This is a genomic window from Hymenobacter sublimis, from assembly GCF_023101345.1.
Lineage (GTDB): Bacteria > Bacteroidota > Bacteroidia > Cytophagales > Hymenobacteraceae > Hymenobacter > Hymenobacter sublimis.
In genome coordinates, this window is record NZ_CP095848.1 from 1,724,878 (window position 1) to 1,743,912 (window position 19,035).

The following is a 19,035-nucleotide window of genomic DNA, read 5'->3' on the forward strand; positions in this document are numbered from 1 at the left end:
GAGTTAGTGAATGCGTAATTGAGTGAATTGTTGTGCTGTCAGTGCCGCTTTGCCTGCGTAACTCACTCAATTACGCATTCACTAACTCACTTTAAACCCTACCCGTTTGGGTCGCTGCCCGTCGAAATAGTGCAGGGCCAGCTTGTAGCTTTCGAGCTTGAAGCCACTGATGCTGCCTACGCAGTTGCGCCCGATGAGACTTTTCTGGCGAAACTCCTCGCGGGCGTGCAGGTTGCTCAGGTGTACCTCTACCACGGGCGTACCAATGGCGGCAATGGCGTCGGCCAGGGCCACGCTGGTGTGCGTGTAGCCGCCGGCGTTCAGCACCACGCCGTGGTAAGTGAAGCCCACCTCGTGCAGCTTGTCGATCAGGGCACCCTCGTGGTTGCTCTGGAAGTATTCCAGCGTGAACTGCGGGAAAGCCTCACGCAGCTCCGGCAGGTAGTCCTCGAAGGAGCGGGCGCCGTAAATGCCGGGCTCGCGCTGGCCGAGCAGGTTCAGATTAGGGCCGTTGAGCAGCAGAATTTGCATAGGAGAGAGGGGGTAGGGCAAGAAGCACAGGACGGGAGCCGCCGGTAGCGCCCCAACCAGCCGCGCAAAGGTAGTAGCCTAAGGGAGCCCGCCGAAGTTTGGCGGTGATTTGCGCTGCTAACGCTAAAACGGCCCGGTTAGCGTGTGCGTGGTGGCGTTGGGCCTGCCTACATCGTTACCTTTGGCGCTACCCGTGCCACTAGTTCCCGCGCTGTTCATGTCTACTTGGTCTATTACGCTCAAACAGTTCGAAGGCTACCTACAGCTGGAAAAATCCCTTTCTGCCAACTCCGTGGAAGCCTACGTGCGCGACGTGCACAAGCTGCGCCAGTACCTGGAGCTGGAAAACCTGCCGGCCACGCCCCAGCAAGTCACCACCCGCATCCTGCGCGACTTCCTGACCTGGCTGGGCGGCCTGGGCATGACGGCCACCTCCCAGGCGCGCACCCTCTCGGGCATCAAGGCCTTCTACCGCTTCCTGATTATGGAAGACATGCTTACGCTAGACCCCACCGACACGCTGGATGCGCCCAAAACCGGCCGCAAGCTCCCTGATACGCTCAGCTACCCCGAAATTGAGCAGGTACTCAGCGGCATCGACCTGAGCACGCCCGAGGGCACCCGCAACCGCGCCATGCTGGAAGTGCTGTATAGCTCCGGCCTGCGCGTAAGCGAGCTGACGGGTCTGCGCCTCTCAAATCTGTACGCCGACCAGGGCTTTGTGCGCGTGACGGGCAAAGGCAACAAGGAGCGCCTAGTACCCATCGGGCGCGATGCGCTGAAGCACCTGGGCTTCTACCTGCAAAGCATCCGGGCCCACCTCGACATCAAGCCCGGCCACGAAGACACGGTGTTTCTGAACAAGCGCGGCAGCGGCCTTTCGCGGGTGATGGTGTTCAACATCATCAAGGATGCGGCAGTGAAGGCGGGCATTCAGAAAAGTATCAGCCCCCACACGTTCCGGCACAGCTTTGCTACCCACCTCATTGAGGGCGGAGCCGACCTGCGGGCCGTGCAGGAAATGCTGGGCCATGAAAGCATCACGACCACCGAAATCTACACCCACCTCGACCGGGACTACCTGCGCCAGGTTATCACGGAGTTTCATCCGCGCAGCTAGCTGCAGCAGCGCCACGGGAAAGCACCTTATCCTACCTGGCGCTGGCAGCTGCTGAGCCACTCCACGGCCTCGAACTCGCTGTCGAAAATCTGGATTTCAAACTGCCTCAGCAGCCGCTTGCTATCGGCCACCGACCAGGTGTTTACCACGGCATCAGCTTGGGCAATATGCGCCACGTAGCGCAGGCCAGCCTCGGCGGCCAACGGCCCCCAGGTGGCGGCCAGCCACTCCAAGGAATCAAACCAGGGCCCTACCACCTTGCTGTTATCATTGAGCAGGTAGGGGCAATGCACTTGTTCCAGCATCTGCAGCCCGACTGTAGCACCCTCCCGGGCGTAGTCGGGCCCGATGTGCCCCGCCCAGGTGGCCCGGAGCCAGTGGTGCGTCTCGTCGTAGGATAACTGGCAATAATTCGGGCGGTCGGGGTTAGAAAGCAGGCGGTAGAGCATAGTAGGTAAAGATAGATAAAATCAGATATACCGGGGTGTAGTGGCAATAGGGTTCGGCTACCCCAGGAAATTTTAGTTTTGCGCCGGTTGCATGGCCCTCCACACTATGGCTGAACATACTAGGAAGACGGCTCTTCGAAATTGGTTGGTGAGCCCGTTGCTGTGGGCCGTAGGGAGCCTGTTGCTGTTGAGTCTGGTGTACGTGGCCCCGAAGGGAGCTACCTACATCCTCATCGATGATAACCTGGATACGGAGCTGGCTCCGCCCTTCGTTCTGCTGCAAGAAGGCAAGGCCCTGGACTACCGCTCCACTACTGTAGTAGAGCGGCTTATGAACGGGTTGCCGCGCAACGCCCTTCGGCCTGGTTTGCAGCCCCTAGTGGGCCTGATGGCTCTGCTGGACCCGCTGCCTGCCTACCTGCTGCATGAGCTGTTGGTGCGGCTGGCGGGCCTAGTGGGCATGTACCTGCTGCTGCGCCGCTACGGCCTACCCGGTGCCCGCCACGCTACGTTGTGTGCCGCGCTGGCCCTGGCTTGGGCCGTGTTGCCCACCTACACGGCCTATGGGGCCTCGGTGCTGGGACAACCCTGGGTGGTGCTGGCCCTGCTAAACCTGCGGCTGGGGCCGGGCCGCTGGTCTGACTGGCTGGTGCTGGTAGGGTTTGCGCTCTGGTCGAGCCTGGTGCTAACGGGCGTGTTCGTGCTGGCGGCGGCGGGAATGGTGCTGGTCTGGGATGCTAGCCGGCACCGCCGGGTAGCGTGGCGGCCGGTGCTGGGGGTAGGACTGTTGGCCCTGGGCTACTTGCTGGTGGAATATCCACTGGTGTACTCCCTGCTGATTGAGCGGCAGTTCGTCTCGCACCGAGTTGAGTTTGACTACGCCCAACTTGCGCCCGGTGGGGTAGGGGCAGGGCTGATCGGGGCGGTCCGTTATTTTGGGCTGGGGCAGTACCACGCCGGCCTGTTCTTGCGCGCCGCTCCTCTGCTGGCAGCCGGGCTGGCTCTGGCTTACGTGCCAGCCGGTCCGGCCCGGCGACGGCTGGTGCAGTGGCTGGCTTTTAGCCTGAGTATTCTGGGAGTAGTAGCCTTGTTTTGTGGGTTTTATCCTCAGCTGATAGGGGTGGCGCAACGGCTGCTACCCTTGCTACGGGCTTTTAACCTTTCCCGCATACACTTCCTTACGCCCTTGCTGTGGTTCGGTGTGCTGGTGCTGAGCTTGCGCCGCCTACCAGCCGGATGGCTACCCCTGGGGCTGGTGGGGCTGCAGTTGCTAATCGGGCTGAGCATGAACCCTGAGTGGACCCTGAACGTGCGCCGCCTGCTCGGCCGCCTGCCTGCCACCGAGCCCACCTACGCCGCCTACGTGGCCCCGGAGCTGTTCGCGCGGGTTCAGCAAGCAATTCGGGCCCGTACGGGTCAGCGGCCCGCCCAGTACCGGGTGGCCTGCCTGGGCTTTCCGCCGGCCGTAGCCTCGCTCAACGGCTTTTATACCCTGGATGCCTACCAGAACAATTACCCGCTGTCGTACAAGCGGCAGTTCCGCCCGCTGATGGCGGCAGAGCTGGCCAAAAGCCCCGCCCTCCAAACCTATTTCGACGCCTGGGGCAACCGCTGCTACTTATTTTCGGCCGAGTTGGGCAAGAACTTTCGCGTAGCGGCGTTTCCGGCCCAAGTAGTACACGAGTGGGCTTTCGATGCCCAGGCATTTCGCCGGTTAGGGGGGCGCTACGTGCTATCGGCGGCTCGGCTGCAACATCCGGAGCGGAGCGGGCTGCAACTGCTCGAAAGCCGGACGGCCCCCGGAGCTTACTGGCGAATTTGGGTGTACCAAGTCCGGAACTGACTAGCTGAGCAACTGCCTCTTGCCTAGTGTAAAGCCCATTTAATGTCGGAATTACTTCATTAGCCGGCTACCCAGTTACTCACCGGAAATGTCTAGATTTGGTCTTTGGCGTGTCTCTAATGGCTAAAAATACCTACAAGCAATCCTCCTCCGCGGCCTCGGGCCGTACCAACGAGCCCCGGCCCGTGAGTGAGCCGCGTGCGGCCCGCAACCCGTCTTCCCGTCCTGCCGAGCCCGAGCCTACCCGCGAAGCTGCTCGTCGGAACGAGCCTGCTGCCCGGGCACCCCGGACCACGGCTGCTCCCAAAGCGCCGCGCAAGCCCCTGAAGCTACCCGCCGTCAACCTAAGCGGGCTGTTCAGCTTCCTGCGCGACCGGCGGTTTCAGCTATTTCTGGGCTTCTTCTTCCTCATCGGGTCTATCTACCTGACCATTGCCTTCATTTCCTTCCTGTTCACGGGCCACGCCGACCAGAGCGTGACGGAAACAGTGGGCCGCACCCCGCTCAAGGAAGCAGGCCAGGAAACCGGCAACTGGCTGGGCCTGATTGGGGCAGTGCTGGCGCAATTCCTGATTCAGAAGGGCTTTGGCGTGGCAGCCTTCGCGGCCATTCCCATTGTCTTCTTTATCGGCTACAAAATTGTGTTCCGGCGCGCGGGGGTGTCTTTCACCTACGTGCTGGCATTGTGCCTGTTTACCATGCTCTGGCTCAGTGTGTTGCTGGGCTACGTGGTGCTGACTATTCAGAGTCCCGATGTGGACCCCAACTTGGCGCACAGCCTCGACTTTCTGTGCGGCGGCGTGGGCTACGAAACGGCCTTCTGGCTGGATAGCCTCATTGGCTGGGGCACGGTGCTGCTGCTAGCTTTCCTGCTGATTTCCTTCGTGGTGTTCTTCTTCAACGTGACCAGCCTCAACCTGAACCTACGCCGGAGCGCCGGTGAGGAGGAGGACGAGGTGGAAACAGAGGAGCCTGCCTACGCCCCAGCCCGTCGGGCCCAAGCTGCTAACTTCGCTAGCGCAGAGCCTCACGAAGAAGAGGAAAAGGATGATTCCCTGGGTATTACGCTTAAGCGCGTGGGACCCCTGGCTCCCGCAGCCTCCAGCGAAGATGAACGGGAAGAAGAGGAGGACGAAGAACTTCCCGCCCAGCCCCTGCGCACCGGCCCGGTAGCCGCCCCGATGCCCAGCGCGCCGCATGGCGTAGCTGCTAGCACTGCTGCCACTGTGGGTGCCGGTGGCCTAGCTGCTGCCGCTACGGCCCTGCCCCTGAGTGTATCTTCTGCCGCTGGCTCGGCGCTGACTGGTGCCGCGGCAGCCTTCACTACGGCAGCCCCGGCCAGCGGCCCCAGCTTCTCGGTTGAAATACCGGCGGCAGAAGCAGCGCCGGTGCCCGTGCCCAAACCGACTCCGGCCGTTATTTCTTCGGTGCCTACCCCGCTCTCCCTGGCCGACCTGGTAGACGATGATACCCCGTTACCTGCCCCAACGGCCCCGGTCGCGCCCCTGGTAGCCGCGGCTCCGTTGGTGTCCACTGGCTTGTCGTTTGAGGTGGAGGATGCTACTACCTCCTCGCACGAGCTAGACCCCTCGGCGGGCGCCGACATGGCCGTTATTGCCGAGGAAAATGAGGAGGAAGAAGCCATGCCTACTGGCGAGTACGATCCTACCCTCGACTTGCCGCGCTACCAGTACCCCACCCTTGAACTGCTGAATGACTACGGGGTAGCGAAAGCCCAGGTAACTAAGGAGGAACTGGAGGCCAACAAGGACCGGATTGTAGAAACGCTGGGCCACTACGGCATCAACATCGCCAGCATCAAGGCTACCATCGGGCCCACGGTCACGCTCTATGAGATTGTGCCGGATGCCGGGGTGCGCATCTCCAAAATCAAGAGCCTCGAAGATGATATTGCCCTGAGTTTGGCGGCCCTGGGCATCCGCATTATTGCGCCTATTCCGGGCAAGGGCACCATCGGTATTGAGGTGCCCAACGCTAAAAAGGAGATGGTGAGCATCCGCTCGGTATTTAACACCGACAAGTTCATCGGCACCGAAATGGACTTGCCCATTGCCTTTGGCCGCACCATCACCAACGAAGTGTTCGTGGTGGATTTGGCCAAGATGCCCCACTTGCTGATGGCCGGTGCTACGGGTCAGGGCAAGTCGGTGGGTCTGAACGTGATTCTGGCTTCCCTGCTCTACAAGCGCCACCCTTCTCAGCTCAAGTTCGTGCTCGTCGACCCCAAAAAGGTGGAACTGAGCATTTTCAATAAGATTGAGCGTCACTTCCTGGCCAAGCTACCCGATACGGAGGAGCCCATCATTACCGACACCAAGAAGGTAGTAAACACGCTCAATTCCCTGTGCATGGAAATGGACCGGCGCTACGACCTGCTCAAGGACGCCGGCTGCCGCAACCTGAAGGAGTACAACCGCAAGTTTGTGGAGCGCCGCCTCAACCCCAAAAAGGGCCACCGCTACATGCCCTTTATTGTGCTGGTTATTGACGAGCTGGCCGACCTGATGATGACCGCCGGTAAGGAGGTAGAAACGCCCATTGCTCGCCTAGCCCAGTTGGCCCGCGCCATCGGTATTCACCTGATTGTGGCTACCCAGCGCCCGTCGGTAAACGTTATTACGGGCATCATCAAGGCCAACTTCCCCTGCCGGATTTCCTTTAAAGTGACGAGCAAAATTGACTCCCGCACCATTCTCGATGCCGGCGGGGCCGACCAACTCATTGGGCAGGGCGACATGCTCATTTCCCAGGGTTCTGACATCATCCGGGTGCAGTGTGCCTTTATTGATACGCCCGAGGTAGACCGCCTCTGCGACTTCGTGGGCGAGCAGCAGGGCTACCCCGATGCCTACCACTTGCCCGAGGTAGTAGGGGAAAGCGGCGGGGGCAACGACGCCGAGGACTTCGACCCGGCCCAGCGCGACTCCATGTTCGAGGAAGCCGCCCGCGTCATCGTCACGCACCAGCAGGGCAGCACCTCCCTGCTGCAGCGCCGTCTGAAGCTGGGCTACAACCGCGCCGGCCGATTAATTGACCAATTGGAACACGCGGGCATCGTCGGACCGTTTGAAGGTAGTAAGGCGCGGGAGGTTCTAATTCCGGATGAGTATAGTTTGGAACAGTTGTTGAATACCCTGCCCCGGTAAGAGCTCAACACGAAAACCCGGCGCCTAAACTTTGTTTTATACTTTTACGCGCTGCAGTTAAACTTTATCGGAGTTCTACGCTCTTACAGTACGCTCTCCAACACCACCTCTCTTTTGCAATGAAAAAATATCTCGCCCTGCTCGCCCTTTCCGTGTCGCTGACTACCGTCGCCACGGCGCAGCAGGACCCCAAAGCGGGTAAAATCCTGGACCAGATGAGTGCCAAGTACCAGGCCATGAAGGCTTTCAAGGCAACTTTTACTCAAACCCTCGAAAATGATGCGGCCAAGGTGAAGGAGAACCTGAGCGGCGACATTACCGTGAGCGGCCAGAAGTTCCGGCTGAAAATGAGTGGTCAGGAAGTCATCAACAACGGCCAGACCATGTGGACTTACATGAAGGCCGAAAACGAGGTGAACATCTCGGACTACGAGCCCGAGGATCAGGAAATCTCGCCCTCCCAGATCTACACCCTCTACAAGAAAGGCTACAAGTATGCCTACGTGCAGGAAGCCAAGGAAGGCGGCGAACTGGTTGATGTAATCGAGCTGTCGCCCGAAGACCGGAACAACCCAGTGTACAAGGTGCGCCTGAAGGTAGGTAAGACGGACAAAGCCGTGAAAAGCTGGCAGATGTTCAAGAAGAACGGCAACCGCTACACTTACAAAATCAGCAAGTTCCAGCCCAACGTACCGGTAGACGCTACCACCTTTAACTTCGACAAAGCCAAATACAAAGGAGTGAAGGTGATTGATCTGCGCTAACCCAGCGCGGCGGTTCATATCCGGCCCGCTTCCGCACCGTGCGGAGGCGGGCCGGTTTCTTTTTGGCCTGGTTGTGCGCGCTCGTCCGGGATTATCTATCTTTCCTGCTTTAGTAATATTTCATAAATATTCTAGTAGAGCCGCTATGCAGGAAGATTTTCTCCACTATGTCTGGCAACATCAGTACTTCAGTAAAACAGACTTACGGACGGAAGACGGACAGCCGATAACCGTGCTTCGGCCCGGTCAGCGCAACTCCGATGCCGGCCCAGATTTCCTGAACGCCCGCCTGCAGCTTGGCGAGGTAGAGTGGAATGGTGCCGTCGAAATCCACCTCCGGGCCTCCGATTGGCATCGCCACCAGCACCAGACGGATCAGAAGTATGACCAGGTAGTGCTGCACGTAGTACTTACCGCCGATGCCCAGGTCCAGCGGACAAACGGCTCCGTGGTGCCAGCCCTGGCCCTGGCCCCGCGCCTGGAGCCCGGACTGCTGGCGGCCTATGAGAAGCTGCGCAACCAGCCTCACGAGGTGCTGCTGCCCTGCGCGCCCCTGTTACCGCAGGTATTGGAGCTCACCCGCACCATGATGACCAGCCGAACCCTGTTGGAGCGGGTAGAGCAAAAAGCTGAGGTATTGCTAAGTCTGTTTCAGCAGCAGGGGCAGGATTGGGAAGCCACCGCTTGGCATGGGCTAGCCGCGGCCTTTGGCTTTCAGAAAAACACAGAACCCATGGCTCGCCTAGCCAAGGCGTTACCCCTGGCCGTGCTCCGCCGCCACCGGCACGAGGTACGGCAGCTGGCAGCGCTAGTGTTCGGGCAGGCTGGTTTTCTGGAGGACGATATGCGGGACGATGCGTATGCCCAGGGGCTGCAGCAGGAGTTTGTGTTTCTGCGCCACAAGTACAACCTGAGCGGTACCGCCCTGGCCCCCCACGACTGGAATTTCCTGCGCCTGCGCCCGGCTAACTTTCCGACCGTACGCTTGGCCCAGTTAGTAAGCCTGCTGCACGCTCGCCCTACCTTGTTTGACGCCTTGCAAACCGCCGGGAGCGTGCGGGCGCTGGAGGCGTTTTTTGCCACTTCACTGCCTGAGTACTGGCTAACACATTCCCGGCCTGGGCGCCCCGGCAAGGTAGCCGCGCTGGGGCGCAGCAGCGTGCATCTGTTAATCACGAATCTGGTGGTGCCTTTGCGGGTAGCATTTGCTCAGTACGTAGGCAACCAAGAGCTCATTGAAGCGGCCGTGTCATTGTTGGAGGAACTGCCGCCCGAGCACAACCACCTGACCGACGCGTACGAGGCCGCTACCTTCCGCAACAGCTCGGCCGCTGACTCGCAGGGTCTGCTGGCCCTGCACCGCGGCTACTGCGCCCCACGCCGCTGTGTGGAGTGTGCCATTGGGGCTAGTATCTTGCGGCGGCGCTAGCGCTGGTGCCAGCGTGCTACCCCTTTGACTTAAACCCTCCGTACTGGTGCTGCCCAAGCTGCTGGTTGCCTTCTTGCTTAATGCGTTGTTGCTGCTGGCGTTTCTGCGGTGGCTACCGCGCCTACGGCAACTCCCGGGGCTGGGGCGCTGGGTGCTACCTACGCTGGCTTTAAAGCTAGTCGCAACCGGAATATCGGTGATGCTGCTAAGCGAAGATGCCCGCTATTTTTTGGTTTGGTCGGGGCGAATGACGGAGCAACTGTGGCAGAGCCCAGGGCAGTGGCTGCGCATGCTCACAACCGATGAGTTTCACTTGGGCCGCTGGCACCTGGTATTCCACGGGTTTTCAAATACGTTCTTCCTTACCAAGGTATTATCTGTAGCAAATCTGGCTAGCCTTAACAACCCGTTGCTCACTGCTTGCTACTTGTCGGTGGGCAGCTTTGTAGGAAGCTGGGAATTGGTGCGGCAGCTGCACCGGTGCTTCCCAGCGGCTAATGCTGGCGCTGCTATTGTGGGGTTTCTACTCTGGCCCACAGTAGTCTACTGGACGGCCGGACTCACCAAGGAAAGCTTGCTGGTGAGCAGCGGGGCCCTGGTGGTGGCGCTGGTTGTACGTCTGCTCTACGGGGAGCTGCCCATGCGGTGGCCCCTGCTGGGGGGGCTGCTCGTAGTGGTCGGGCTGCATTTCAAAATGCGCTATTTTTTTGCGGTGGTGCTATTTGGGGTGTTGGCGGGGCTGGGCCTGGTGCGGTTGGTGCAGCAGCTAGGCATAGGCCGGAGCCGGCTAGTGCAACTAAGCCTGATAGTGGGGCTGCTGGGAGCGGGGGCCTGGGCCGCCAGTGAGGTAAGCCCCGTTTTTCGTGCTAATAAATTCACCTCCCAGCTGCAGCGCAACTACACGCAGCTGCTGGCCTCCTCCCGCCACCGCCCGCATCTAACCTACCCCGACCTGCGTCCTACTACCGCAAGCGTCGTTCGGCATGCCCCGCAAGCCCTCGTGAATACGCTAGTGCGCCCCTGGCCCTGGGAAGGCCGCACCGTTCTTTACAGCATTGCCGGAACGGAAAACCTAGGGCTGCTGCTGGTCCTGTTGCTGGCGTTAGGGGCTGTCGGGCGTCGGCAACCTGGCTACTTACCATTCGCGCTGGTTGCGGCTTTGCTGCTTTACTGCTGCCTAGTGGCGGTCCTGCTCGGCCTGACGACACCCAACCTAGGTACCCTGAACCGGTACCGCGTGACGTTTCTGCCGTTTCTGCTGCTGTTGGTGCTGCAAAACGCCTGGGCCACCCGCCTACTTCGCTACCTCAGGCTGTAGCCGCCATTTTCGTTGCTTGCCCAGAGGTAGGCGGCATTAACCCCACGGATCAGCTGCGGACAAGGGCTCAAGAAGTCGTATCTTTGCCCTCCAAAAAATAACCTTCCGGCCGCCATACGGTCGTTTCTGATACGCTGATCCATGGAAAACCCCGTAATCATTTTGGGTGCGCAAGCCGTCGGCACGGCCGCCCTCGACGCCTTTCAAAGCAATGACGTCGTTGTGTACTGCCTGCTCGATGATGACGCCGCCCTGCAGAATACCGAACTGAACGATGTACCAGTAATGGGCAACACCGACGACAAGGAACTGCTGAAGCTGCTGGGCAAAAAGTGTGAGGTATTCGTGGCCACCGAGGATACGGCCAGCCGGCGCAGCCTAACGAGCATGCTGCGCGAGGAGTACGAAGTGGCGCCCGTCAATGCCATTCACCAGCGCGCCAGCGTGTCACAGCATGCGTGGCTGGGGCACGGCAACCTAGTAGGGGCCAATGCTGTGGTAGCGGGTAGCGCCAAAATTGGTGATGGCTGCATTCTAGGCGCCAACGCTGTAGTCGATGTCAAAGCTGAGCTCGGCGATTACGCCCAGCTCGGGGCCGGCGCCATTCTGAACGCCGACGTGAAGGTGGGCGAACTGGCCTTTATTGGGGCTGGGGCCGTGGTGGTAGCTGGCGTGAAAATTGGGGCTAAAGCCCGCGTGGGCGCTGGTTCAGTGGTGGTGGCCGACGTGTCGGCTGGTCAAACGGTATTCGGCAACCCGGCTCAGGCAATTAAGAATTAAGAATAAAAATGAAGAATTAGGTAACGTACTCCCAGCAGACAGTACCTAACTCTTGATAGTGAATTCTTAATTTTTCATTCCTCATTCTTAAGTAAACAATGGACTACCTCGTTCTGCTGTACTACTGCTACACGCCTATCGAGAATCCCGAGCAGTTTCGGGAGGAACACCACCGCCTGTGCCTGAGCCTGAATTTGCTGGGGCGCATCATTGTGGCCTCCGAAGGACTTAATGGTACGGTTTCGGGCCGCCGGGCCGATTGTGAGCAGTACATGCGCTTGGTGAAGGCTGACCCGCGTTTTGCTACCCTGGAATTTAAGGTAGAAGAGGCCCCAGCTCATACTTTCCAGAAGCTGCACGTGCGCGTGAAGCCCGAAATTGTGCACGTGGGTTTGCCCCACATCAAGCCCTACGAGCGCACGGGCATTCACCTTTCTCCTACCGAGTTTCGCGACCTGAAAGACCAGGACGACGTAGTAGTGCTTGACGTGCGCTCCGACTACGAGCACAACCTGGGCCGCTTCAAGAATGCCATTACCCTTGACATCGAAAACTTCCGGGAGTTTCCGGAGAAGGTGCAGGAGCTGAAGCAGTTCAAGGACAAGAAAGTGCTGACTTATTGCACCGGCGGTATCAAGTGCGAAAAGGCCTCAGCTTTCTTGCTGGAGCAGGGCTTCGAGAACGTATACCAGCTGCACGGCGGCATCATTAAGTACGGCCTGGAAGCCGGAGGAGAGGATTTTGAGGGCAAGTGCTATGTGTTCGATGGGCGCGTAGCCGTGGACGTGAACAGCGTTAACCCCAGCGTCATCAGCCAGTGCCACCACTGCCACACGCCCTCCGACCGGATGGTGAACTGCGCCAACCCGCACTGCAACGCCCACATTCCGCTCTGCGAAGCCTGCGGGCAGCAGCTTGCTGGCGCCTGCTCCACTACCTGCCAGGAGCACCCCGACAAGCGCCCTTACGACGGCACCGGCGCCTACCCCAAAAACAGCAATAACTACAACCCCGAGCAGGGGCTGCTCTCGTACCGCGCCCCGGTGCGGTAAAAACTTCTAAAATCAGCTGTCATCCTGCGCCAGAGCGAAGGACCTTGTTAGGCAAGAACGAATCGGTCATACGATGGTCGTTATAATCTGCCAAGGTCTTTTGCTTTTGCTCAGGATGACGTGCTTTTTGCGCGGCTGTTATTCCATCGGAGCGAACCCAAACTGCAGTTTTTGCCGTACCATTGCACCTTCCTTTTCTAAAAATTCCCCCTTATGCACATCGCCGAATCGGAGCTGATCCTCAACAAGGATGGCAGCATCTATCACCTGAACCTGCTACCCGACCACCTTTCCGAAACCATTATCACGGTTGGCGACCCGGAGCGCGTACCCACGGTTAGTCAGCATTTCGACTCCATTGAGACGGTAATTCACAAGCGCGAGTTTGTAACGCACGTGGGCTACTACCAGGGCAAGCGTCTCACCGTCATCAGCACGGGCATGGGCACCGATAACATCGACATCCTGATGAACGAGCTGGACGCGCTGGTCAACATCGACTTCGTCACGCGCGAGCCACGCCCCCTGGAGGAGCGCATCAACCTGCGCATTGTGCGCATAGGCACTAGCGGTTCTTTGCAGGCCGATATTCCGGTGGGCTCCCTGCTCGTGTCGGAGCACGCCGTAGGCCTGGATTCGCTCATGCAATTCTACCCCCTGGTAGAAACCGGCCTGGAAGTGGAGGTAGCACGCGGTATACAGCAAAGCCTGCAGCTTGACTACCGCCCGTACTGCGTGCGCGGCTCCGACTTGTTGCGCGAGCAACTGGGCGCGGGCATGATTACCGGCAACACGCTCACCTGCCCCGGCTTTTACGGCCCTCAGGGCCGGGTGCTGCGCCTCGATTTGCGCCTGCCCACCCTGATTCAGCAGTTCCAGCAGTTCCGCCACCACAGCGCCGAGGGCGAGTTCCGCCTGACCAATTTCGAGATGGAAACGGCCGGCTACTATTCCCTAGGCCGCATGCTGGGCCACGAGGTAGTGTCGCTGAACGCCATTGTCGCCAACCGCGCCACCGGCGAATTCGCTACTAACTCCGAGGAAGTAATCAATCAACTGATTGCTACAACACTAGAGCGCCTCTAAATCACGGATTTAGACGACTTGCTGCAGATTAGTCGGATTTTTTTCTAAGCGGTATACCCCAAGAAGAAGCCCGCTTGACAAGACGTCAAGCGGGCTTCTTCTTGAAAGTCAGCTAGGCACTAATGTTACTATCCTCAACTAATTCGGCAGAGTACCTATCGGGTGCCCTGAACAGCAAAACAAGAAATCTGTCTCAATCCGTGGATTAATAGAAGTCGAAGCTGAGCACCGAGTGCAGGGGTAGTGAAATGCCCGATTTAAGCGTCAGGTACTCCTCATGGGTGGCCCAAACAGTGGTATACACCCGCTTGACACTGCCGTCGGCGGTCTGGAAGTAGATGTCGAGCTTGCCGTGGTAGGCGTTACCCAGGGTAGCGGCTCGCTCGGCATCATGGCGGCGGCGCTGAATGGCGGCCTTGTCCGTCAGCACATCCTCGGCTGCAAAGCGCAGGCCGGGAATAGCCTCTTTCTCAACGGTTTCTATGGTTGGGTCGGTGGTCTTCAGTTCAGGAATCATGGCAATACGGAAATAGAGCGTACAAAGAAGAACAGGGAAGGGCAAGGACGGTGCCGCATTAGGTGCGAGGAATGCGTGAACGGCACCGGGCAGGTAGCTGCCTTCCGTCCTGTTCTGCTTTTTTACGCCAATTCCGCCAAAAAGGCCATGGTATCTACGCCGTCGGCATAATCTGCCACTCCCGGTTCCTGGGCCCGCCCGAACGGGAAGCTACCCGCAAACAGTCCGCCCGAGGAGACAAGGCACTGAGTTTGAGGCGCTACGTCGGCCAGGCGCACCACCAAGTCCACCTCGTGGCTGTAGGTTTCGTAGTGCAGCACCGAAATCGGTGACACCAACTGCGTGCTTTGGGTGAGCAACAGGAAACCGGAGTCGAGGTGGGGCACGCGGTTCACCAGCAGGATGCTCTTGTTGTAGTCGTAGTTGTTCTGGTAGCGGTTGTGTTCCAGTACGCGGTGCCAGGGCTGCAGGGAGTCGAGCAGGGGCGTAAAGTCATATTTTTCCGGCACGTAGAGCTTACTCACGTTGCGGCAGCCCAGGCCGTAGTAGCGAAAAATATCTTCCCCCAGCAGGCCCAGGTCGTGGTTGGTTTCGCGGCCCGTGAGCACGGCCAGGCTGGTGCGGTTGCGCCGGATAATATTGGGCTTCTTGCCGAAGTAGTACTCGAAGTAGCGGGCCGTATTGTCGGAGCCGGTGGCAATGAAAGCATCGGCCGCGTTCAGGCGCGGTACCAACTGAATGTGGTCCGTGAAGCGGGGTTCTAGGCGCGTCAGCTCCCCCAGTACCCACGTCATGAGGGCCGTATCCTCGGAGCTGAGCTTGGCCAGTAGAATGTGGCCCGAGAGCAGCACGCACAAGGCATCGTGGAAGCCAACGAGCGGAATGTTGCCGGCCATGACTACCCCAATTTTGCGGGGGGTAGTGGGCTCCGGGCGGTAGCGGCCGGACCACTGGCGCAGGGGTTCCTCATCAAGTAAGTGAGCAATGCCCCGGATAGCCGACGTGACATTGGGCAGATCAAACCAATTGTTCTGGTTGCGGGCCCGGGCGGCCAGGTTAGCCAGTTCATCGGCGTGGGAGGGGGTGGTAAGGTCAGTAAGGCGCTGGCCTAGGGCCACAAAAGCAGCCAGGCGGTCGGCGTGCGTCATATGCAAAGTCAAAACAAGGGGAAGAAAAAGGTGGGAGCGGGTAGTGGCTCCGGCGGGTAGCTAGGTAAACCCCCGAAAGCTACGTTTGGATTCCTGACGGGAATACGGAATTCAGAGAGCAAAATTCTTGTTGAGTACGGCTAATTCCTAATTTTGCCCGTCGGCATCCTGCCCGGGGCAGGTTGCGTACTAGCAAAGCATCCCTTTTCCTACCTTTTTAAGATACCCGAGGCTATGGCCATCATGATAACCGACGAGTGCATCAACTGTGGTGCCTGCGAACCGGAATGCCCCAATACTGCCATTTACGAAGGCGGCGCCCAGTGGCGCTGGGCCGATGGCACTAGCTTGAAAGAAGTGCAGGTTGACGGGGGCGCCACCGTATCGGGCGTGTCGCCCCAAACCCCGATTTCCGACGAGTATTACTACATCGTGTCTGATAAGTGCACCGAGTGCGTGGGCTTCCACGAGGAGCCCCAGTGCGCCGCCGTGTGCCCCGTGGACTGCTGCGTAGACGACCCCGACTACCGCGAAACCCAGGAGAAGCTGCTCAGCAAAAAGCAGTGGCTGCACCAGGAAGCGTAAGCTTTCAGTTGGAGTTTAAACCACAAAAAGCCGCTGCTTCAGCGGCTTTTTGTGGTTTAAAGAACTGTCATTCCGAGTGAAGCGAGGAATCTGGGTTAGCCTTTGAGATATAAGCCAGATTCCTCGCTTCGCTCGGAAGGACAGTTTCTGGTAGGTAGGTAGCACCTGGCAGCCTCTACCTTCAAGTTAAACCGCATTTCCCGGCCCCGCCCGAAATGCCTACTTTTGCCCTATTCTGAACTGATTCCCTTCGACGATGTCCATCGCCAAAACCTATACTCCCGCCGACGTTGAAGCCAAATGGTACCAGCGCTGGCAGGAGCAGGGCTTCTTCAAAGCCAAAGCCAACCCCCGCAAACAGCCCTACTCGGTGGTAATTCCGCCGCCCAACGTAACGGGCGTGCTGCACATGGGCCACATGCTCAACAATACCATTCAGGATGTGCTGGTGCGCCGGGCTCGTATGCAGGGCAAGGAAGCCTGCTGGGTGCCCGGCACCGACCACGCCTCTATTGCCACCGAAGCCAAGGTAGTGGCCTTGCTCAAGGAGCAGGGCATCGAGAAGAAGGACCTGACCCGGGAGCAGTTCCTGGAGCACGCCTTTGCCTGGAAGGAAAAATACGGCGGCATCATTTTGGAGCAGCTCAAGCAGCTGGGCGCTTCCTGCGACTGGGACCGGACGCGCTTCACCATGGAGCCCGAACTGACCGACGCCGTGCTGCGCGTGTTCGTAGATCTGCACCAAAAGGGCCTGATTTACCGGGGCGTGCGTATGGTAAACTGGGACCCCCTGGGCCAAACGGCACTCAGCGACGAGGAAGTAATTCCCAAGGACGTGATGGCCAAGATGTACCACCTGCGCTACGAGGTAGTAAGCTCCGAGAACTTAGGGCTTAGTAAGGAGGATCAGAACGATTCTCAGCTCTCAGCTCTAACATCTAAGTTCTTAACCGTAGCCACCTCGCGGCCGGAAACCATTATGGCCGACGTGGCTGTGGCCGTGAACCCGAACGACCCGCGCTACACCCACCTACACGGCGCCAAGGTGAGGATTCCGCTGCTGAACCGCGAGATTCCGGTGATTCTGGACGAGTACGTGAGCATCGACTTCGGGACGGGCGCGCTGAAGGTGACGCCGGCCCATGACTTGAACGACTACGAGCTGGGCGTCAAGCACAACCTGCCCGTTATCGACATCCTCAACAACGACGGCACCCTGAACGACAAGGCCGTGCTGTACGTGGGCCAGGACCGTTTTGCCGCCCGCCGCAACATTGTGAAGGATCTGGAAGAAGCCGGCCACTTGGTGAAGGTGGAGGAGTACGCCAGCATCGTTCAGACCTCGGAGCGCACTAAGGCCGTTATCGAGCCCCGCCTGAGCATGCAGTGGTTCCTGAAAATGGAGCACTTGGCTAAGCCGGCTTTGGAGGTAGTAGAAAACGACACGGTAAAGCTGCGCCCGGCCAAGTTTAAGAACACCTACCGGGTGTGGATGGAAAACGTGCGCGACTGGTGCATTTCGCGGCAGCTGTGGTGGGGCCAGCAGATTCCGGCCTACTACCTCCCTGATGGCACCTTCGTGGTAGCGCTGAATCCGGAGGAAGCCCTCCGGCTAGCCCGCGTGCAGAGCGGCAACGAAGAGCTGCAGCTCACCGACCTGCGCCAGGATGAGGACGTGCTCGATACCTGGTTTTCCTCCTGGCTGTGGCCGATTTCGGTGTTCGACGGCTTCAAGGACCCCGACAACGCCGACGTCAACTATTTCTACCCCACCAACGACTTGGTAACCGGCCCGGACATCCTGTTTTTCTGGGTGGCCCGCATGATTATGGCCGGCCTGGAATTCCGTCGGGAAATTCCGTTTCGCAACGTGTACCTCACGGGCATTGTGCGCGACGCCCAGGGCCGCAAAATGAGCAAGCAGCTCGGCAACTCCCCCGACCCCCTGGACCTGATCAAGCAGTTTGGGGCCGATGGCGTCCGGACGGGCATGCTGTTCTCGGCTCCGGCCGGCAACGATTTGCTTTACGATGAGAAGCTGGTGGAGCAGGGGCGCAACTTCTGCAACAAGCTCTGGAATGCCTTCCGCCTCACCCAGGGCTGGGAGGTGAATGCGGAGCTGCCATTCGTGAATACCAAGGCGGTAGAGTGGTTTTCGGCCAAGCTGCAAAGCACGCTCACGGAGCTGGATGAGCACTTTGAGAAGTTCCGCATCAGCGACGCGCTGATGACGGTATACAAGCTGGTGTGGGACGATTTCTGCTCGGTGTATCTGGAGATGATCAAGCCCGCTTACCAAGCGCCCATTGACCCTGAAACCCTGCGTCTGACCACTGGTTTCCTCGAAACCCTGCTCAAGCTGCTGCACCCGTTCATGCCCTTCATCACGGAAGAAATCTGGCACGAACTGGCTGCGCGCGGCCCCAAGGACTACGTGTGCGTAGCGGCCTGGCCCAAAGCGCAGCCGGTAGCCGGCAGCGCCGAGCTGCTAACTCGCATGGACCGCGCCCTCGACATTGTGGCTGGCGTACGCAATATTCGCAACCAGAAGGGCTTGGGGCCCAATAAGCCCCTGACTCTGGCCGCTAAAACCGATGAGGTGGCCCTACTCCAGGATTACGACGCCATTATCCGCAAACTGGCAGCCCTCACGGAAATCAGCGTGGTGGAGGCGGCCCCGGCTGCCTCGGTTGGGTTTGTGTCGGGCGGGGCGGAGTTCTTCGTGCCCTTAGAAGGTCAGATTGACCTGGGGGCCGAGAAGGAACGCCTGACCAAGGAAATTGAGTACGCCCAGGGCTTCCGCGACTCGGTGCTGAAAAAGCTTAGCAACGAGAAATTCGTGCAGAATGCCAAGCCGGACCTAGTGGAGCGGGAGCGGCAGAAGCTCGCCGACGCCGAAGCTAAGATTACAGCCCTGGAGCAAAGCCTAGCTGCACTGTAGAATCAAACGAAGCCTGCCAAAAAGGCCGCCACGGTAGTGTGGCGGCCTTTTTGTTTGTTGTTTAGCGTGAAGTTGCCGCTTCCACCCGCTCGCCTGTCATCCTGAGCCTAGCGAAGAACCTTATCACGCTAAAGCTAATTGTTGGTACAAAGTCGCGCTAGCGTGATAAGGTTCTTCGTTGCCGTTTGATGCGCGGAGTGCTCAGGACGACAAGCGGTTACTTCGTATCAAAAATTCTCTTTCCTTTAGCGCAGAAACCCACCTTAATTCCTGCGCTATGAACCACTTATATACCTGGCTGACAA

At 59.1% G+C, this 19,035-nt stretch carries 15 protein-coding genes; 11 read left to right on the forward strand and 4 right to left on the reverse strand.

Translation table 11 applies throughout. From position 1 onward, the window contains the following. Positions 1–81: 81 nt before the first annotated feature. Entirely contained in the window at positions 82–531 is a 450-nt protein-coding gene (aroQ, locus tag MWH26_RS07295) for a type II 3-dehydroquinate dehydratase (protein ID WP_244695942.1), read from the reverse strand. A gap of 217 nt (positions 532–748) precedes the next feature. On the opposite strand from aroQ, the gene xerD reads away from it, so the two are divergent. Next, complete coding sequence (gene xerD / locus MWH26_RS07300; protein WP_247976683.1) at positions 749–1,651, forward strand: site-specific tyrosine recombinase XerD; 903 nt, start codon at positions 749–751, stop codon at positions 1,649–1,651. Positions 1,652–1,677: 26 nt separating this feature from the next. Here xerD and MWH26_RS07305 read toward each other — a convergent pair whose 3' ends face one another. Continuing rightward, entirely contained in the window at positions 1,678–2,100 is a 423-nt protein-coding gene (locus tag MWH26_RS07305; RefSeq protein WP_244695944.1) for a hypothetical protein, read from the reverse strand. Between the two features lie 148 nt (positions 2,101–2,248). Here MWH26_RS07305 and MWH26_RS07310 point away from each other — a divergent pair, with 148 nt between their 5' ends. The 8 genes from MWH26_RS07310 to MWH26_RS07345 all read left to right on the forward strand — a co-directional run bounded on the left by MWH26_RS07310 (position 2,249) and on the right by MWH26_RS07345 (position 13,539). Further along, positions 2,249–3,943: a DUF6044 family protein gene (locus MWH26_RS07310; RefSeq protein WP_247976684.1), complete on the forward strand. Its 1,695-nt coding sequence runs from the start codon at positions 2,249–2,251 to the stop codon at positions 3,941–3,943. 119 nt (positions 3,944–4,062) lie between these two features. Next, positions 4,063–7,110: an FtsK/SpoIIIE family DNA translocase gene (locus MWH26_RS07315; protein WP_247976685.1), complete on the forward strand. Its 3,048-nt coding sequence runs from the start codon at positions 4,063–4,065 to the stop codon at positions 7,108–7,110. 119 nt (positions 7,111–7,229) lie between these two features. Beyond that, positions 7,230–7,874, forward strand: coding sequence for an outer membrane lipoprotein periplasmic chaperone LolA1 (gene lolA1 / locus MWH26_RS07320; RefSeq protein ID WP_244695948.1), 645 nt, complete (start codon positions 7,230–7,232; stop codon positions 7,872–7,874). Positions 7,875–8,019: 145 nt separating this feature from the next. Beyond that, positions 8,020–9,303, forward strand: a complete 1,284-nt coding sequence (locus MWH26_RS07325) for a DUF2851 family protein (RefSeq protein WP_247976686.1) — start codon at positions 8,020–8,022, stop codon at positions 9,301–9,303. Positions 9,304–9,349: 46 nt separating this feature from the next. Then, positions 9,350–10,621, forward strand: coding sequence for a hypothetical protein (locus tag MWH26_RS07330; protein ID WP_247976687.1), 1,272 nt, complete (start codon positions 9,350–9,352; stop codon positions 10,619–10,621). A 141-nt stretch (positions 10,622–10,762) separates the two neighbouring features. After that, a complete protein-coding gene (locus MWH26_RS07335) occupies positions 10,763–11,401 on the forward strand; it encodes a NeuD/PglB/VioB family sugar acetyltransferase (protein ID WP_244695951.1) in 639 nt (212 codons plus the stop codon). A 98-nt stretch (positions 11,402–11,499) separates the two neighbouring features. Next, a complete protein-coding gene (gene trhO / locus MWH26_RS07340) occupies positions 11,500–12,453 on the forward strand; it encodes an oxygen-dependent tRNA uridine(34) hydroxylase TrhO (protein WP_247976688.1) in 954 nt (317 codons plus the stop codon). 213 nt (positions 12,454–12,666) lie between these two features. Beyond that, the gene (locus MWH26_RS07345; protein WP_247976689.1) at positions 12,667–13,539 is read left to right on the forward strand and encodes a nucleoside phosphorylase; all 873 of its coding nucleotides are present in this window, start codon (positions 12,667–12,669) and stop codon (positions 13,537–13,539) included. 205 nt (positions 13,540–13,744) lie between these two features. On the opposite strand, the gene MWH26_RS07350 is transcribed toward MWH26_RS07345, so the two are convergent. Then, entirely contained in the window at positions 13,745–14,056 is a 312-nt protein-coding gene (locus MWH26_RS07350) for a hypothetical protein (protein ID WP_244695952.1), read from the reverse strand. 122 nt (positions 14,057–14,178) lie between these two features. Beyond that, a complete protein-coding gene (locus MWH26_RS07355) occupies positions 14,179–15,204 on the reverse strand; it encodes an acyl-CoA reductase (protein WP_247976690.1) in 1,026 nt (341 codons plus the stop codon). A gap of 234 nt (positions 15,205–15,438) precedes the next feature. Between MWH26_RS07355 and MWH26_RS07360 the strand changes: the two genes are divergently transcribed. Both MWH26_RS07360 and MWH26_RS07365 read left to right on the forward strand, forming a co-directional pair. Beyond that, a complete protein-coding gene (locus tag MWH26_RS07360; RefSeq protein WP_188557656.1) occupies positions 15,439–15,789 on the forward strand; it encodes a 4Fe-4S dicluster domain-containing protein in 351 nt (116 codons plus the stop codon). A 256-nt stretch (positions 15,790–16,045) separates the two neighbouring features. Then, on the forward strand, positions 16,046–18,730 hold the full coding sequence (locus MWH26_RS07365; RefSeq protein ID WP_247976691.1) for a valine--tRNA ligase: 2,685 nt from the start codon (positions 16,046–16,048) through the stop codon (positions 18,728–18,730). The last annotated feature ends 305 nt before the right edge of the window (positions 18,731–19,035 follow it).

Excerpts from the sequence above, each read along its gene's own strand:
- aroQ (WP_244695942.1), bottom strand. The coding sequence starts at position 531 with ATGCAAATTCTGCTGCTCAACGGCCCTAATCTGAACCTGCTCGGCCAG.
- xerD (WP_247976683.1), top strand. The coding sequence starts at position 749 with ATGTCTACTTGGTCTATTACGCTCAAACAGTTCGAAGGCTACCTACAG.
- MWH26_RS07305 (WP_244695944.1), bottom strand. The coding sequence starts at position 2,100 with ATGCTCTACCGCCTGCTTTCTAACCCCGACCGCCCGAATTATTGCCAG.
- MWH26_RS07315 (WP_247976685.1), top strand. The coding sequence starts at position 4,063 with ATGGCTAAAAATACCTACAAGCAATCCTCCTCCGCGGCCTCGGGCCGT.
- lolA1 (WP_244695948.1), top strand. The coding sequence starts at position 7,230 with ATGAAAAAATATCTCGCCCTGCTCGCCCTTTCCGTGTCGCTGACTACC.
- MWH26_RS07325 (WP_247976686.1), top strand. The coding sequence starts at position 8,020 with ATGCAGGAAGATTTTCTCCACTATGTCTGGCAACATCAGTACTTCAGT.
- MWH26_RS07335 (WP_244695951.1), top strand. The coding sequence starts at position 10,763 with ATGGAAAACCCCGTAATCATTTTGGGTGCGCAAGCCGTCGGCACGGCC.
- trhO (WP_247976688.1), top strand. The coding sequence starts at position 11,500 with ATGGACTACCTCGTTCTGCTGTACTACTGCTACACGCCTATCGAGAAT.
- MWH26_RS07345 (WP_247976689.1), top strand. The coding sequence starts at position 12,667 with ATGCACATCGCCGAATCGGAGCTGATCCTCAACAAGGATGGCAGCATC.
- MWH26_RS07350 (WP_244695952.1), bottom strand. The coding sequence starts at position 14,056 with ATGATTCCTGAACTGAAGACCACCGACCCAACCATAGAAACCGTTGAG.
- MWH26_RS07355 (WP_247976690.1), bottom strand. The coding sequence starts at position 15,204 with ATGACGCACGCCGACCGCCTGGCTGCTTTTGTGGCCCTAGGCCAGCGC.
- MWH26_RS07360 (WP_188557656.1), top strand. The coding sequence starts at position 15,439 with ATGGCCATCATGATAACCGACGAGTGCATCAACTGTGGTGCCTGCGAA.
- MWH26_RS07365 (WP_247976691.1), top strand. The coding sequence starts at position 16,046 with ATGTCCATCGCCAAAACCTATACTCCCGCCGACGTTGAAGCCAAATGG.